This is a genomic window from Desulforamulus ruminis DSM 2154 (assembly GCF_000215085.1).
GTDB classification, from domain to species: Bacteria; Bacillota; Desulfotomaculia; order Desulfotomaculales; family Desulfotomaculaceae; genus Desulfotomaculum; species Desulfotomaculum ruminis.
Map to the genome: position 1 here is coordinate 3,768,794 of NC_015589.1, position 16,100 is coordinate 3,784,893.

16 protein-coding genes are annotated in these 16,100 nt (G+C 49.1%); all 16 read right to left on the reverse strand.

Annotated elements, in window-relative coordinates; translation table 11 throughout:
* Window positions 1-75: 75 nt before the first annotated feature.
* The 16 genes from DESRU_RS18655 to DESRU_RS18735 all read right to left on the reverse strand — a co-directional run bounded on the left by DESRU_RS18655 (window position 76) and on the right by DESRU_RS18735 (window position 16,090).
* On the reverse strand, window positions 76-1,143 hold the full coding sequence (locus DESRU_RS18655) for an L-threonylcarbamoyladenylate synthase (protein ID WP_013843649.1): 1,068 nt from the start codon (window positions 1,141-1,143) through the stop codon (window positions 76-78).
* Window positions 1,144-1,225: 82 nt separating this feature from the next.
* Window positions 1,226-2,083, reverse strand: a complete 858-nt coding sequence (gene prmC, locus DESRU_RS18660; RefSeq protein ID WP_013843650.1) for a peptide chain release factor N(5)-glutamine methyltransferase — start codon at window positions 2,081-2,083, stop codon at window positions 1,226-1,228.
* Window positions 2,084-2,264: 181 nt separating this feature from the next.
* Window positions 2,265-3,335 (reverse strand): peptide chain release factor 1, encoded by a 1,071-nt coding sequence (gene prfA, locus DESRU_RS18665; RefSeq protein ID WP_013843651.1) that lies wholly within the window; start codon window positions 3,333-3,335, stop codon window positions 2,265-2,267.
* Complete coding sequence (locus tag DESRU_RS18670; RefSeq protein WP_013843652.1) at window positions 3,325-4,206, reverse strand: DUF1385 domain-containing protein; 882 nt, start codon at window positions 4,204-4,206, stop codon at window positions 3,325-3,327. Before DESRU_RS18670 ends, prfA begins: the two co-directional genes overlap by 11 nt.
* A 72-nt stretch (window positions 4,207-4,278) precedes the next feature.
* Window positions 4,279-4,479: a 50S ribosomal protein L31 gene (gene rpmE, locus DESRU_RS18675; RefSeq protein WP_013843653.1), complete on the reverse strand. Its 201-nt coding sequence runs from the start codon at window positions 4,477-4,479 to the stop codon at window positions 4,279-4,281.
* 1,185 nt (window positions 4,480-5,664) lie between these two features.
* Window positions 5,665-6,591, reverse strand: a complete 927-nt coding sequence (locus tag DESRU_RS18685; protein ID WP_013843654.1) for a peptidoglycan DD-metalloendopeptidase family protein — start codon at window positions 6,589-6,591, stop codon at window positions 5,665-5,667.
* Window positions 6,592-6,674: 83 nt separating this feature from the next.
* A complete protein-coding gene (rho, locus tag DESRU_RS18690) occupies window positions 6,675-8,018 on the reverse strand; it encodes a transcription termination factor Rho (RefSeq protein ID WP_013843655.1) in 1,344 nt (447 codons plus the stop codon).
* Between the two features lie 45 nt (window positions 8,019-8,063).
* Window positions 8,064-8,579, reverse strand: coding sequence for a DUF2062 domain-containing protein (locus DESRU_RS18695; RefSeq protein ID WP_143758819.1), 516 nt, complete (start codon window positions 8,577-8,579; stop codon window positions 8,064-8,066).
* Window positions 8,580-8,916: 337 nt separating this feature from the next.
* Window positions 8,917-9,570, reverse strand: a complete 654-nt coding sequence (gene fsa, locus DESRU_RS18700) for a fructose-6-phosphate aldolase (RefSeq protein ID WP_013843657.1) — start codon at window positions 9,568-9,570, stop codon at window positions 8,917-8,919.
* A 142-nt stretch (window positions 9,571-9,712) separates the two neighbouring features.
* Window positions 9,713-10,567 (reverse strand): class II fructose-1,6-bisphosphate aldolase, encoded by an 855-nt coding sequence (locus tag DESRU_RS18705; protein ID WP_013843658.1) that lies wholly within the window; start codon window positions 10,565-10,567, stop codon window positions 9,713-9,715.
* 220 nt (window positions 10,568-10,787) lie between these two features.
* Window positions 10,788-11,486 (reverse strand): hypothetical protein, encoded by a 699-nt coding sequence (locus DESRU_RS18710; RefSeq protein WP_013843659.1) that lies wholly within the window; start codon window positions 11,484-11,486, stop codon window positions 10,788-10,790.
* Window positions 11,487-11,571: 85 nt separating this feature from the next.
* Window positions 11,572-11,982 (reverse strand): response regulator, encoded by a 411-nt coding sequence (locus DESRU_RS18715; RefSeq protein ID WP_013843660.1) that lies wholly within the window; start codon window positions 11,980-11,982, stop codon window positions 11,572-11,574.
* 123 nt (window positions 11,983-12,105) lie between these two features.
* Window positions 12,106-12,921 carry a Yip1 family protein gene (locus tag DESRU_RS18720; RefSeq protein ID WP_013843661.1) on the reverse strand — a complete coding sequence of 272 codons (816 nt, stop codon included), beginning with the start codon at window positions 12,919-12,921 and terminating at the stop codon, window positions 12,106-12,108.
* A gap of 17 nt (window positions 12,922-12,938) precedes the next feature.
* On the reverse strand, window positions 12,939-13,877 hold the full coding sequence (gene sppA / locus DESRU_RS18725) for a signal peptide peptidase SppA (RefSeq protein ID WP_013843662.1): 939 nt from the start codon (window positions 13,875-13,877) through the stop codon (window positions 12,939-12,941).
* A 362-nt stretch (window positions 13,878-14,239) separates the two neighbouring features.
* Window positions 14,240-15,847 (reverse strand): CTP synthase, encoded by a 1,608-nt coding sequence (locus tag DESRU_RS18730; RefSeq protein WP_013843663.1) that lies wholly within the window; start codon window positions 15,845-15,847, stop codon window positions 14,240-14,242.
* A gap of 78 nt (window positions 15,848-15,925) precedes the next feature.
* Entirely contained in the window at window positions 15,926-16,090 is a 165-nt protein-coding gene (locus tag DESRU_RS18735; RefSeq protein WP_013843664.1) for a XapX domain-containing protein, read from the reverse strand.
* Window positions 16,091-16,100 lie beyond the last annotated feature (10 nt).

The window sequence follows — 16,100 nt, forward strand, 5'->3', positions numbered from 1 at the left end:
CTGTCGGCTACGGGCTTTCAGCCATTGATTCTTCTATTGATATGTATGTCCAGATTGGCCAAAATAGGTCTGGTTTTATTCACATTTCACCACTTCTGCGGCAGCCCGGCGAAGGCGATTCATCACAGCCAAACCGATTCCTCCAAGCTCCAGCCCTTCGGCCAGAATCACATCCACCTGATGTTCATCAAACTGCCGCAGCAGGCTAAAGAGCACGGCGGCTGCCTCGGAAGGGTTTTCCCTTGGTCCCATGGTCAGTACAATGGAACCCTTGGGGTACCTGCCCTGGTTCTCTTCGGTGGCAAGAATGCCCACCCGTTCTCCACCCGCTAATAATTCCCCGGTCCTGACCCCCAGGCATTGAACCACACTCTTCGGCTCCCCTTCAAATAAAACAACCTTGGCAGCCGGGGCATAATGGGCATATTTCATCCCGGGTGAGCGGGGAGATTGATTTTCGGGTAATTTTTCTCCCAAAACCGAAGGATCCATCAGCACTTTTCCCAGCGCCTCGGTCAATTGTTCAAAGGTTATCCCGCCCGGGCGGAGAATAACCGGCGTTTCAACGGTCAGGTCAAGAACCGTTGACTCCAGACCCAGACCCGCCGGACCCGCATCCAGAATGGCATCAATTCTCCCCTGCAGATCCTGTTGAACATGGGCCGCAGTGGTGGGGCTGGGCCGTCCGGACCGATTGGCGCTGGGAGCTGCCACCGGCACACCGGCGGCCCGGATCAAGGCCAAGGCCACAGGGTGATCGGGCATACGAATGGCCACGGTATTCAAACCACCGGTTACCTCTTCCGGAATCCCGGCCTTTTTGGGCACCACTAAGGTAAGGGGACCGGGCCAGAAAAGGGCCATTAGCTTCTTGGCTGTTTCCGACAATTGTGGACAAATGCCTTCAGCCATGCGCTTATCCGCCACATGCAAAATCAAGGGGTTATCCGAGGGCCTTCCCTTGGCCCGGTAAATTCCGGCCACAGCGGCGCCGTTCAGGCCATTGGCGCCAAGACCGTAAACTGTCTCCGTGGGAAAAGCCACCAAGCCGCCCCTTCTTATTATGTCAGCCGCCTGCCCGATGATATACGGATCCGGGTTTTTTTTATCGACAACCCACAGTTTGGTCGTAATGGGTTCCATGGATTTCATCTCCAATCCTCTCCGGATAATATAACCGCTTGGGTCGCTGGTTATTGGACACAGCTAAACCCGGAAAAATTCTTTACAACTTCCGTGCCACCACCAGCCGCTCCCGGTGGGCCAAGTCCCGATAAATTTCCGCCACCCAGTATTTCAAAGGGAGGATATTGATCGCTTCCTGTCCCTGGCCGGGGCCGATTTCCATCAGCAAATGGCCTCCCGGCGCCAAATATTTAGATGCCTTGGGCAGCAGCCTGCGGTAAAGCTCCAACCCGTCCACCCCGCCGTCCAGGGCCAGGTGGGGCTCAAAATTTCTGACATCGGCCATCAGGCCCGGAATATCCGTGGTGGGAATATAAGGAAGATTGGCAGTTATCAGGTGAATGTTTTGTTGGAGTTTCTCATCAACCGGATCTAAAAGATTCCCCGCATAAAAAGATACCCTTTTTTCCACACCGTGCCGCAGAGCATTTTCCCTTGCCACGGCCAAGGCTTGTTCAGAAAGGTCCACGGCATGTACCCGCAGTTCCGGCAGCAGATAGGCCAGGCTTACGGCAACTGCCCCGCTGCCTGTGCCAACATCCACAACCACCGGAAGCCGCTCTTGAGATTCTTTCAAGCAGGCCAGAGCCATTTCCACCATTAATTCCGTGTCCGGACGGGGGATTAAAACCGCCGGAGTCACCTTAAAGTCCAAACCCATAAATTCTTTATGCCCAATCAAATAAGCTGCCGGTTCCCCTGCAGCCCGCCTTTCCAGCAGTTTATGATAATGCTCCTGCTGTTCCGCCTCTAAGGACAAATCTCCCTTTAATACAAGCCCCGTCCGGTCCAAACTGGTTACTGCCGAAAGCAGCACCCGGGCGTCCAGCTTCCAGGAGGGAATCTCTCTTTCTTTTAAAAATCGTCCGCCCACCCAAAGGGCCTCTTGTATTCGCATGGTAAATCTCCATTTGCCTTTATCGTAATCTTTAGGGTCCCGTTTTTAGCCTTGCCGGTAAGTCTAAGGGTCCAGTTGCTAGTCTTCCATGTATTTCCTCAAGACTCCTTCTACAGAACCTTTTGGAATACTTATAAGGCTAGCAACTGGACCCAAAATTTTAACCTATAAGGCGAACTGCCTACTCTTCCACAGCCTTCAATCTCTCGGCCTGATCGGTGGTGCTTAGCGCTTCAATAATTTCAAACAAATCTCCCTGCAATACATATTCCAGCCGGTGTACGGTCAGACCGATGCGGTGGTCGGTAATACGGTTTTGGGGAAAGTTGTAGGTGCGAATTCTTTCACTGCGGTCTCCGCTGCCCACCATGGATTTGCGGGTGCTGGCAATGGCCTTTTGCTGCTCTTCCTGAGCCTTATCCAGCAACCGGGCCCGCAAGACGCGCATGGCCTTGTCTTTATTCTTATGCTGGGACTTTTCATCCTGGCAGGAAACCACAATACCGGTTGGAATATGGGTAATTCGCACTGCCGACTGGGTGGTGTTCACGCACTGGCCGCCGGGACCACTGGCGCAGAACAGGTCAATGCGAATATCGTTGGCATTTACCTCAATATCCACCTCTTCGGCCTCAGGCAACACCGCCACCGTGGCCGCCGAGGTGTGAATGCGGCCGCCGCTTTCCGTGGCTGGAACCCGCTGCACCCGGTGCACACCGCTCTCAAACTTTAAGTTGCTGAAGGCCCCTTTACCCTCCACCACAAAGGTGATTTCTTTAAAACCTCCCAGGTCTGTTTCATTGGCATCAATAATTTCCGTACGCCAGCCTTTTCGTTCGGCGTATCGGCAATACATCCTGAACAGGTCCCCGGCAAACAAAGCCGCCTCGTCGCCACCAGTGCCGCCCCGGATTTCCACGATAACGTTTTTTTCATCGTTAGGGTCCTTAGGCAGCAGCAGAATTTTGAGCTTTTGCTCCAGTTCTTCTTTACGGCTTTCCAGCTCCCCAATCTCCAGTTCCACCATCTCCTGAAAATCCGGTTCCAGTTTATCTTCCAGCATCAACCGGTTTTCTTCCAAATCAGACAGTGTTTTTTTATATTGACGGAAGGCTTCCACCACATCCGTTAAATCGGCATGAGCTTTCACCATCTGCTGCCACTTGGCCCGGTCGGCCATCACTTCGGGATCGCTGACTTGGCCTTCCAGCACTTGATACTTATCCTCCAGAGCCTGGAGTTTATCGAACATGTACGACGTCACCTTCCTTACGGACTGCATCAAAAGCCTTGATGGCTACTTCTACCTGAGCGTCATCCGGCTCATTGGTGGTGAGCTTCTGCAGCCAGAGACCCGGGGCAATAAATATCTTGCAGAGGCCTTTATCCTGATATTTTCCCGAAAGTTTCAGCAGTTCATAGGCAACTCCGGCTACCACCGGCAGCAGAAGCACCCGGAAAAAAATCTGTCCAAAAAGCCCGGAAGCAGTGACTCCGGAGAAAATAACCACTTTAATCAAAATAACAATCAGCAGGAAACTAGTTCCGCAACGGGGATGCAGGGTGGAAAACCTCTGCACCTCTTGCACCGTAAGTTCTTTCCCTGCTTCATAGGCATTAATCACCTTGTGCTCAGCACCATGGTACATAAAAACTCGCTGGATGTCTTTCATCCGGGAAACCGCCACTACATAGCCCAGGAATACTGCCAGCCGAACAATCCCTTCAATCACATTTCTCAGGAAATTGTCCTGAATGCCGGACCCTGCATAATAAATGAGGGTTGTTGGCAACACGATAAAGAGGACGATGGCGAGTCCCAGGGAAAAAGCAATGGTTAAAGCCATTTCCCATTTGCTGATTTTCTCCTCCTCTTCTTCTCCCATGGCCTGTTCCGCCGAGTAGCTCAGGGCTTCAATACCCATGATCAGTGATTCAAACAGCATCACCACTCCGCGGATAAAGGGCAATTTCAAGAACGGAAGCCTCTGGGTAATGGATCCCATGGGTTTTTCATTGATTGCAATGGTTTCATCGGGACGGCGGACCGCCACAGCCCGACGGCTGGGTCCCCGCATCATGACACCTTCAATGACTGCCTGGCCTCCATATTGAAAAGACATAGCAAAACTCCTTTTTATTTATAGCTTGTTGGATATAAAGAAATAGCAGAGCCAGCGCTCTGCTAGGGTAAGCTATTTCAAGCCGAACTTCTTGCGGAATTTCTCGGCCCGGCCGCCAACTTCGATTTGACGCTGAGATCCGGTGTAAAAAGGATGGCAATTGGAGCAAATCTCCACTTTAATTTCCTTTTTGGTGGAACCTGTGGTAAACGTGTTCCCGCAGACACACTTAACTTCAACCTCATTGTATTTAGGATGGATTTTTTCTTTCATAAAGCAAACTCACCTTCTTTCTCCAATGCGCTAAATGCCAAAGGCATAATTACCGATAAACACACGTCGATATTATAGCATAGATACTAAGGGGGTGCAAGACTATGGATTCCGCTGTTCGGCTTGAAAATTTCCCTATGGTCTCGCTGTTGGTTATTTGATTTTTAAAAGTACTTCTTCGAGGATCCTAAGTTTCCTTTTTAAAATTAGCAATTTAACTTTGGCAATGTTTACCCGGTAATTTATATATATTTTATAAAATTATTTTTTCCAAAAAAAGGGATTTGATAACCAATGTCGTAATTATTGCATAGATACCAATATCTGGTATATCTGTTTCGGAGCCTACAGCACGCGGGGAAGCGACATTCCTCCGCCGGGAGTACAGTCTCCACTGACCGGCCCGAAGGAACATGGCAAGAAACTACAACTTCATAGTGTCTGGTCCTTTGACAGTATCTGCTAACTGAGGGAGGCGATTGCATGTTTAACATCAATGATTCCCCTGAGTTTATCAGGAATAACATAGTTCTGCCATCAGGCTTGCCGAGCAGGCTGCTCAAAGAAGAGGAGGTGAAACCACCACAGCATACAGGATCGCCTAAAATGGTGAAATCCCCTGTACAGGCCGGTGGGGCGGAAAGGCGGTTCGCCCCAGGTGGCTCGTCCAGTCCACCGGGAGGGCCTGTAGAAAAATCCGCCCCCTCCCTGTCAGGGGACCCAGGTAATCCCAGGCCACCAACCCGGAATGAATTACTCCGATTACTGAAGGGATGTGGTAATTTCCTTTTACACAGAGAACAATCATAAATGCTTTAAAAAGTATTATCCCTCCGTTTTTCAGATTTTTCCTTTCCCCTTCTATGTGGTGGATCATTTTTTCAGCTTAAAACCTTTTGCTGTTGTGTGGAACCGATGCCTGTACCGCCCCTGTAAGCCAAGTCAGGAGCACTGGTACAAAAATTTAAAAAGGCAGAGACGCCCCCAACCCTGAAAACATGAGGAATAACCTTTCCCCCCAATACCGCGCACTTAGGTCGCTTTTCCGGAAAGCGTCCACATGCGAAATAAGATTTTTCTTTTATAATTAATGTGGGGAATACAGGGACGGCGTTACGGAAAACTAAATAAAAATAAAGTACCCCCATCCACCGGATGGGGGTTTTCTTTCTATTCTAGCAGGTTTTATCCAAATAACCTTTCTTTTAAAAACATCAGGGGATCCACAGGAATTCCCTGCCTCAAAATTTCCATATGCAGGTGCGGTCCTGCAGAATTGCCGGTATTGCCTATCAGAGCAATGGCCTGGCCCCGTTCAACCCACTGACCTTCCTGAACCAGCAGTTTGGAGCAGTGAGCATACAGAGAACGTATCTCGTTGCCATTGTCAATAATCACCGTCAGACCGTAGGTGCCTCTGGGAGCCGACCAAACTACCGTCCCGGCTTCGGCAGCGGAAATAACAGCGCCTTCATTGGCTCCAATATCCACCCCTTCATGGGGCCGGTCTTCCCGGATGCCAAAGAGAGAAGTTACTTCCCCCGCCACCGGCCAGGCCCAGCCGCCCAATAGGATTCGATCACCGGCGACGCTTACGGCAGCTTCCCGGTTCATTGCCCCGGGTATTTTAAGTTCTTGGCCAATTTTAATATTGTTGGGGTTGGTCAAATGGTTGGCCTCAATTAAATCTTGCATCGAGAGACCATATTGACCTGCAATATGAGTTAGGGTCTCCCCGGTGGCTACCTTATGAACACCGGCATTTGCGCCGGGAAGGATCAAATCGCGGCCGGGCAGCAGGACTTCTTCCTGGCTGATATGGTTGACCATGGCTAATTTAACCACGGTGGTCCCGGAACGCTCGGCAATACTCCAGAGAGTATCCCCTTCACGAACCTGATATACCAGGTCTTGGCGCCCCTGTTCTCCCGCCGGCCTGTTAGCCGCAGCCTTTTCCACCCTTTCTTCCCGGGCTAAGGGAGGCGTATAGTTGCCCTCATCCATGACCTCATCCAGACCGGCACCGGCAGGTAGAATTCCCAGCACCGTACAGGACAGAAAAACGGCAGTGGATACTGCTAAAAACTGCTTTTTATTTATAAAAAATTTCATAAAATAAGTCACCTCAATTAAGCAAACTATTCGTAGCTTAACCGAAGTGACAGCAAATTATACCTTTAGGGGGAAAATTTCTCTTATCCCCGCTCTTCAATTCTCCTTTTATAAGGTCTTTTGATAAATTTAGCAGGCTCTTCAGGCTGCTGGGGCCTGGGTTTGGGTTTAAAGTCATACAGCAGTTCTTCATTCACCCGGGTATGCTTCATACGATCCAAAAGATTTTCCAGGGCTTCAATGGGAGACATGCTGGTAATGGCCCTGCGGAGGCTCCAAACATATTCCAGTTCTTCCTTATTCAACAGTAAATCCTCCCGCCGGGTGCCGGACCGCTGGATATCAATGGCGGGAAACAGCCGACGGTCCGCCAATTTGCGGTCCAGAATCAGTTCCATGTTGCCGGTTCCCTTGAATTCTTCGAAGATGACATCATCCATCCGGCTGCCGGTTTCAACCAGTGCTGTAGCCAGGATGGTCAAGCTGCCCCCTTCTTCCATATTCCGGGCAGCGCCAAAAAATCTTTTCGGTTTGTGCAGGGCGGCCGGGTCTACGCCGCCGGACAAGGTTCGCCCGCTGGGGGGGATGACCAAATTGTGGGCCCGGGCCAACCGGGTAATGCTGTCCAGTAAAATGACCACATCCCGTCCGCTCTCAACCAGCCGCTTGGCCCGTTCTAAAACCATGTCGGAAGCCTTAACATGGTTATCCGGCGGCTCATCAAAGGTTGAACTGACCACCTCGGCTTTTACAGACCGTTCAATATCCGTTACTTCTTCGGGTCTTTCGTCAATTAATAATATTAACAGGACAATCTCAGGATGATTTGCGGTAATGCTATTGGCAATTTCCTTGATTAATATGGTTTTTCCTGCTTTAGGAGGGGCTACAATAAGACCCCGCTGACCCTTGCCCAGGGGTGCGATGAGGTCAATAATTCGGGTTGAAATACGATCGCGGAAGGTTTCCAGTTTAATTCTTTGTTGAGGATAGAGAGGTGTGAGGCCTTCAAAATGCATTCGTTCAGCAGCCAGTTCGGGGTTAACACCGTTCACCTGTTCAACCCGCAACAGGCCGTAATACCGTTCGTTGTCCTTTGGTCTTCGGACCTGACCAAAAACCATGTCTCCGGTTCTCAAGTCAAAGCGCCTGATCTGTGAAACAGAAACATAAATATCGTCATTGCTGGGGACATAAGTTGAAGGTCTTAGAAAGCCGTAACCGTCAGGGAGTATTTCCAAAACGCCTCCGGCCATGGATACACCGCTTTGTTGAGTTTGCAGTTTGGATATCTCAAAAACCAGTTCCTTTTTTCGCAGTTTATAATATCCAGAAATTTCCAAGTCGCGGGCAATGGTATACAACTCCCGCATGGTCTTGGATTCTAATTCAGCCTGTGTTGTAACAGGCTTTTGACTTTCGGTCAAGTAGACTCCACCTTTAAATGTTCTATTTTTAACTTATAACCACGGTTAGGAAGTTTTATTCGCAGGGACAATGCCTACTTTTTTGTTTTTTTTTATAGCAGCTTTCTGGCGGAACTCTAAAAATTTAACAGCCGCAAAATAAATCAGAAAGCTGGCCACTAAGGCGTCGATCACGCTGCCCACCAAAAAAGGAAATCCCAAAGCTTTTATTTTTAAGATGGCTTTGGTCAGTACAGGGATTCCATGGGCTAAATCCGTTGTGATGGGTGAAGGCGCCTCTCCCACGAGAAGTTTACCTACAAAAATATTCAGGGTAAAAAACAGAGGAACAGCCGGTTTAAAAATGAGCACCGTGAGGGTCGCTGCTACTGCGTGAACACGAATCAGCTTTGCAACCAGGAACGAGAGAGGAATACTGATGAAGGGAACCGGCAGAAAGTCAAAGGCCACGCCCAGAGCAATTCCCTGAGCCACTTTCTGAGGGGCCTCGGGAAGATTTATCAACTGGTAGCAGGATTCCTTGCATTTACAAAACAACGATTTAATTAGATTGGTTGCCACCAAAAAATCCTCCTAAGAATTCAACAAACCCAAAGGTTTTTACTTTGCCTGCAAATGCAGGATAAATTTAGTATAGCGCCGGGGTAAGCAGGAGTCAAGGGTGGGGCTTATGGTTGTTGGCCTTATGAGTATTTCTTGAGGGTCCAGTTGCCAGCCTTATACTGCTTTGCTTAAAGGTCTAGTTATTTGTACTGGGGTATTTCCTTGGGATTATACTTTCTTAATAAAAATACAGTTATACAGATAGCAGGACCCCAAAGAAATACTCGTCAGGCTAACAACAGGACCTAACAGGAATACAGAATAAGTCTAAGGACAGGACCCAAAAGGAATACCCTTAAGCTTTACCGCCTGTTAGTTTGGCCCAATCCGTTAAAAAGGCGTCAATGCCCTTATCTGTGAGGGGATGTTTGGTCATCTGCAGCAAAACCTTGTAAGGTACCGTAGCAATATGCGCCCCTGCTTTGGCTGATTGCAACACATGGAGCGGGTGACGAATACTGGCGGAAATAACCTGGGTTTCCAGGTTGTAATTATCAAAGATCTCAATAATATCATAAATTAACCCGATGCCGTCGTGTCCAATATCATCCAGGCGGCCCACAAAGGGACTGACGTAAGTGGCCCCGGCACGGGCGGCCAATAGTGCCTGGTTGGCGGAAAACACCAGTGTAACATTGGTTTTTATCCCTTTTTCATAACAAGCCCGGGTAGCTTTAAGGCCCTCCGGGGTCATGGGAATCTTGATGACAATATTAGAGTGAATGGCGGCCAGTTCCTCCGCTTCTCGAAGCATTTCCCCTGCCTCCAGGCTGATGACTTCAGCACTGATCGGCCCGTCAACAATAGAAACGATCTCTCTGACCACTTCCGCAAAGTCCCTTCCTTCCTTGGCAATCAAAGAAGGATTGGTAGTGACTCCGGAAATCACGCCTAAGGAGTTTGCCGCTCTAATTTCATCCACATTGGCAGTGTCTATGAAGAAAAGCATGTGCGTTTATACCTCCTAATAACTTTTCTTTAGCCTTTAGGGCTTTCCTTGTGGTCCAGTTGCTCGCCTTAAGGGTTTTACTAAGGGTCCAGTTATTGTCGTTTTAATGAAATAACCGGACCCTAAAGGAATCCCCCTTACCTTAGGCTCTGCCCGCGCTGCCGAATACTCTGATTTTCTGCCGGATCACTTCGGTAGCCGCTTCCCGGGCGGGGCTTAAAACCTTGCGGGGATCAATTTCTTTGGGATTACTTTCAACCACCTGCCGGCAGGCATTGGTAAAAGCCTCCCGGATATTGGTATCAATATTTACCTTACGCACACCCAGGCCAATGGCCTCTTGAATAGCCTCATCCGGAACACCGGAAGAACCGTGAAGAACAATGGGAATCTTGACCAAGCCCACAATCTTTTCTAAACGGGCAAAATCCAGCTTGGGCACGCCCTTATACTGGCCATGGGCCGTACCAATGGCTATGGCCAGAGAATCTACTCCGGTTTGTTGCACAAAGGTCAGCGCCTCCTCAGGATCTGTAAAGAAAGCATCCCTTTCATCCACATGGATATCATCTTCGGTGCCACCGATTTTCCCCAGTTCAGCCTCCACCGATACGCCGGTCGCCCGGGCTACCTCGATCACCTTTTTCGTCAGGGCAATGTTCTCCTGCAGAGGAAGTTTAGAACCATCAATCATCACCGAAGTAAACCCAAAGCGAATGCACTTCATGCATTGCTCGAAGCTGGTGCCGTGGTCCAGATGCAGGGCCACCGGAACAGAGGTCTTGCTGGCAGCCAAATTAGCCAGGGCATAAATGTATTCAATCCCCGCGTATTTAATGGCTCCTTGGCTGGCCTGCATAATCACAGGCGCCTTTTCAGCCTCGGCAGCCGCCACAATGGCCTGTACAATCTCCATGTTGTTTACATTGAACGCGCCAACGGCATATTTGCCTTCTTCGGCTTTTTTTAATAATTCGGTAACCGGAACAAGTGGCATGAAACACCCTCCTCAGTTTTTTTAAAATTGTATAATTCACTTTACCTTAAAAGCCCATTTAGACTCCCCTTAAAAATAGAAAAAACCCGGACCACGTCCGAGCCGGCGAACTGGTGCCAAGCCATCATCAGGAACCATATTCCCGGCGTGGGAGTTTTGCGGCCAAACCCTAAAAGATGGGTCAGAAACAGTATGACCAGAGAAACCAGGAATTATGTTTCTACTGCTGCTTATTCCGCTTACGTCGGGTCTTTTTAGTGGGTTTGGTGGAATTGCTGGAGTTGGAGAGACTATCCAGGCATTTAAAACCGTGCCTAGTCAATTCAATGGTTTCAACCTCTTGAATCACCTTGAGGTCCTCTTCGGTTTCGGCATAAATAATATTCACACTATCGCATTCTTTACAATGAAGTTCCAGCCGGTCTAAAAAAACTTCCACTTCAATGCGGCTGTTGCCGCACTGGCAGAACAACCCGCCGTTGTCGGCAATCTCCTGCAGGCACTGCATCACCTGATGCATCACCTCGGGATTGTTGAAATACTCGTCGTAACCAATTTCATCAATGAGCGCTTCCAGACCGGTGTCCAGCGTTTGAGCCAGATCTTTTACTTCTTCCGCCCTGCCGATAAACCCCAGTTCCAGACCGGAATCAGGACAAATAAAATCGAAGGGTTCCCCGGACCACAAACGAACACCGGAGATCTCTTTAAGGTGTTTGCTCTCACAGACAACACAGGGTATTTGCAGCCAATAGCTGTGGGATTTTTTTCTCACAATCCCCAGCAAAAAAGCACCACAGGAACAGGTTACCTGCAAACTGCGCCGTCCTGAAAAGGCAAAACGGGAGAGGTTATGAAATTCTAGAGCACCGCACTCCGGACAACGAATGGCCAAAGTGGTTACGGTATTTAACAGCACCGCAATAACCCCCTCTTTAGCTTAAAGAGTTCGCCGCCGCCGCGAAAATTCCTTTTTTCTCTGCTAAATAGGAAATCCCCGGATTCTAACCGATCTCCTCTTCTAATGAACTCTCGGATCCCTTTTTCTCAACCAGTAATCCTTTGATCAGAGCTCGCACGTCATCCAGGTCAAAGGGCTTATTTAAATAATGTTGAACACCCAGACTCTTGGTTTCAGCGATAATTTCCATATCCCCGTAAGCCGTCATCATGACAACCGGTATTTGGCCATAGCGTTTGCGAATCTCCTGCAGAGTTTCAAATCCGGTCATTCCTGGCATTTTAATGTCCAGTAGAATCAGGAAAGGTAAAGTATCAGCAAGAACATTCAATGCTTCCGCCCCTCCACCAGCCATCTGGACTCGGTAGCCTTCATCGGCCAAAGTCTCAAATAATAAGCGCCGGACACCCACCTGATCATCTACAATAAGAACATCAATGATGTCCTTTGTCATTATATTCACCTACCTCTTAATCCCATAACAGGCAAGTCTTAAAAATTTTTGATATTTCAGTGTTCGACACCGGACGAATAATACCTGCTTTTTATCTTAAAATACAATATTTCCTTCCAAACTTCACCATGTAGTTGGGATAAAGGAAGAAATTACCGACATTAACCCGACAACACCGATGACAACCAATACCAAAGCAGCCACCACCGGTGTAAAAATAACCACCAGGGTTCTACCCGTGCTGATTTGATGGGCCTCCCGAAGTCCTATGGTAAGTAATATAACACCCCAGATAAAGACCCCTAAGCCCGCGATGGTGGTAACCGCCGTGAAACTGGACGGAAACAGCAGGATGGCCAAAACATTCAGCGGAATAAAAAAAACCGTAGGTAAACTGGCCAAACCATAAACAGTAAATACGGTCTTGGCTTTTCCCTGTCCACCGAAGAACTCAGCCAGCAGATGCAGCAAGGCGCTATAAAAAAACCATTTTATAAAATAAAAGAGGACCCCGAGCACAGCCAGAACCGGTGCCGCTGCCCGTAAGGCCTGTGAAAAATCCATGGCCTGCCGGAAAGGCATTCCCAGGTCCAACTCCAGGTTGGACGGTCCCCCACGGGTGGAGGTATACAGTTCTGTGAGTAATTCAACCAAAGAAAGAAGAATGATAATGATCACCGTAGTGCCCACCGGGGGCTTTTGGACGATCATTTTCATGGTTTTCACCGGTTCAAAAAGGATGCCGTAAATGATATCATAAACCCGCAGCGGATGTTGTTCAGGTTCAGCAGCAGAAGGATTTTCTGCCTCAGAATTCCCCTCTTGATCAGCCGCAGGCTGTGCTTCTATCTCCACTGCCGGAACACCGCCCGAATTGGGTCCCTCATGGCTGCCGGTAACTTCCGGCTGTTCCCTGTTGTTTTCTTTATATTCTGTCAACCTGTGTTCCCTCCCTATTAATTTTCCGAACGTAAAGGCAGCAGGAGTTGCTCGGGCCTAAGCTGCAAACCTTCCAGGGATAAGGGCAGAATATTACCCTTGCTTTGGAAACCTCTAAAAAATTCTTCCCACAAACCCTTTGGCCTTCCCATCTCCACCAGTTCCGGTTCTCCTTTAATATTCGCCAGTTTAGCAGTAATCTGTACTGCTTCCGTATAATCTCCCAGTTCATCCACCAAACCCACGGCCTGTGCCTGTTTACCCGTATAAATCCTGCCGTCAGCCAGTTCCCTTACCCGAGCAGGGTCCATGTGCCTGCCCTGGGCCACCACGTTAATAAAATCCTGATAACTGTCGTCGATCAGGCTCTGAAAAATCTGCTGTTCCTCCGGAGACAGAGGCTTGTTGGAAGCGCCCATATCCTTGTAAGGTCCTGTGGTAAAGTTGGTAATTTTCACGCCAAGTTTATCATAAAGTTCCTGCAGTTGGGTAATGGATAAAATCACCCCGATACTGCCCGTTAAGGTGCCGGGATTGGCTATAATGCGATCCGCCTTACAGGAAATCCAGTATCCTCCCGAGGCAGCCATTTCACCCATATAAGCAGTCACTTTTTTCCCCGACTTCTTAACCCGTTCAATTTCCCGGCCAATTTCGTCGGAACCCACCACACTGCCGCCGCCGGTATTCAGTTTTAATAAAACCGCCTTAATCTCAGGGTCTTCCCGTGCCTCCTTCAAATTGGCCACAATTCTGTCCGCAGCAGCAACACTGGTACTCCCGAAGGCCCCGGGATCGGATGAAACAATGGTTCCTTCAATATGTATAACCGCAATTTTTTCTCCGGCGCCTTCCTTGGCCGCCTTATCGGCATCATCCCCTTTGAAGGCAAAAGCCGCCACCAGAGAAAGGAGAAGTACTCCAATAATGATCCCTGTAATAACCTTGCGTCGCAAAAAAACCACACTCCTTGTTAGCTTAAGGGTATTCTTTTGGGTCCTGTCCTTAGCCTTATTCTGTATTCCCGTTAGTCCTGTTGTTAGCCCGACGGGTACTTCTTTGGGGGCCGGCTGTTGGTATAAATAACTAGACCCTTAGGCAGAGCCGTATAAGGCTGGCAACCGGACCCCAAAGAAAAACAGGATTAGTCTAACAACCAGACCCCAAAGAATATCATATAAGACCAGCTAATCCTATCTTACACCGGCCGGGCCAAAAAATACCTGCAGAAAAATGAAAGCTTTGGTAAAAAAACCAAAGCTGTCAAAGAGAATCAGTCAATTAGAAGATGTTCCAAGTGTTCCAAGCCTGTCCTTTGTTAAAACAGACGGCTGTTTTTAATGGCTGCGCCCACAAAATCCTTGAACAAGGGATGAGGACGGTTGGGACGGGATTTAAACTCAGGATGAAACTGGGTGGCCAAGAACCAGGGATGGCCGGGCAGTTCAATAATTTCTACCAGCTTGCCGTTGGGCAAGGTGCCGCTAAAAAGCAAACCTGCTTGGGCCAAAGCACTACGGAATTCATTATTTAATTCATAGCGGTGGCGGTGGCGCTCGTAAACAATGTCCCCGCCATAAGCTTCAAAGGCCAGAGTATCCGGCATTAACTTGCAGGGATAAGCCCCCAGGCGCATGGTGCCGCCCATTTTATCCAGATCCTTTTGCTCCGGCAGCAAATCGATCACAGGATACGGGCTGTACTGGTTAAACTCGGCACTGTTGGCCTCCTGCCAGCCCAGCACCGAGCGGGCATATTCCACTACCGCCAACTGCATGCCCAGACAAATCCCCAGGAAAGGGATTTTGTTTACCCGGGCATAGTTAATGGCCTTAATCTTGCCTTCAATTCCCCGGTCCCCAAATCCCCCGGGAACCAGGATACCGTCAGCTCCCTGCAGCAACTCCTCCACCGGCCGCCGTTCCAATTCCTCGGAATTCACCCAGCGTATTTCCACGGCGGAATCATGATGCAGCCCGGCGTGACGCAGGGCTTCCGCCACACTAAGATAGGCGTCGGGCAGAGAAACATATTTACCCACCAGGGCAATGGTGGTGGTGGCTCTAAGGTCCTTCATCCGGGCCACCATATCTCCCCACTGGTTCATATCCGCTTCACCGCACTGGAGCCCCAGCCGCTCAACGGCAATATCGTCCAAACCTTCCTGCTCCAACTGCAGGGGAACTTCATAAATAGAAGAAGCATCCACGGCCTGGATAACCGCTTCCTTATCAATATCGCAGAAAAGAGCCAGCTTCTCTTCCATTTCCTTGGAAAAAGGCATTTCCGTCCGGCAAACCACCACATCCGGTTGGATCCCCAGGCTTCTCAGTTCCTTCACCGAGTGCTGGGTGGGTTTGGTTTTTAATTCGTTGGCCATGCGCAGATAAGGAACCAAAGTCACGTGAATATACATCACATGGCCCTTACCAAGATCGGTTCTTAATTGACGAATGGCCTCCAAAAAGGGCAGGGATTCAATATCTCCTACGGTGCCGCCAATTTCGGTGAGCACCACATCCACGTCCATTTCCCGGCCAACCCGGAGAATCCGGTCCTTAATCTCATTGGTAATGTGCGGGATAACCTGAACCGTCCCACCTAAATAGTCGCCCCGACGCTCTTTACTGATAACCGACCAGTAAATACCCCCGCTGGTGACATTGCTGCTTTTGCTTAGATTAACGTCAATAAACCGCTCATAATGGCCCAGGTCCAGATCTGTCTCGGCTCCGTCCTCGGTAACAAACACTTCGCCATGCTGATATGGACTCATGGTGCCCGGATCAATATTAATATAGGGGTCCAATTTTTGAATGGCTACTTTTAAACCGCGACTTTTTAGCAACCTTCCTAGTGAAGCAGCGGTTATACCCTTACCTAAGGACGACACAACTCCACCGGTAACAAAAATAAACTTGGCCATGTTGCCTCCTGTCAAAATCAGTTGAATTTGTATTTCGCCTATCCCATTCTAACGATCGAAAAAGTTCCTGTCAATACTTTAACGTACCCAACCTAAACGGATTGCTAGGGCGTATCCCAGGAAAATACCCACAATCCCCATGACTCCGGTTAAGCTGGAAGGTGCCGGCACCGGCAGCTTTAACCTCGCAAAAAGGAGGCCCACCGCCAAACCCGTGACGGTGGCCAGAAAAATATCTTTCATATGCTTGTCT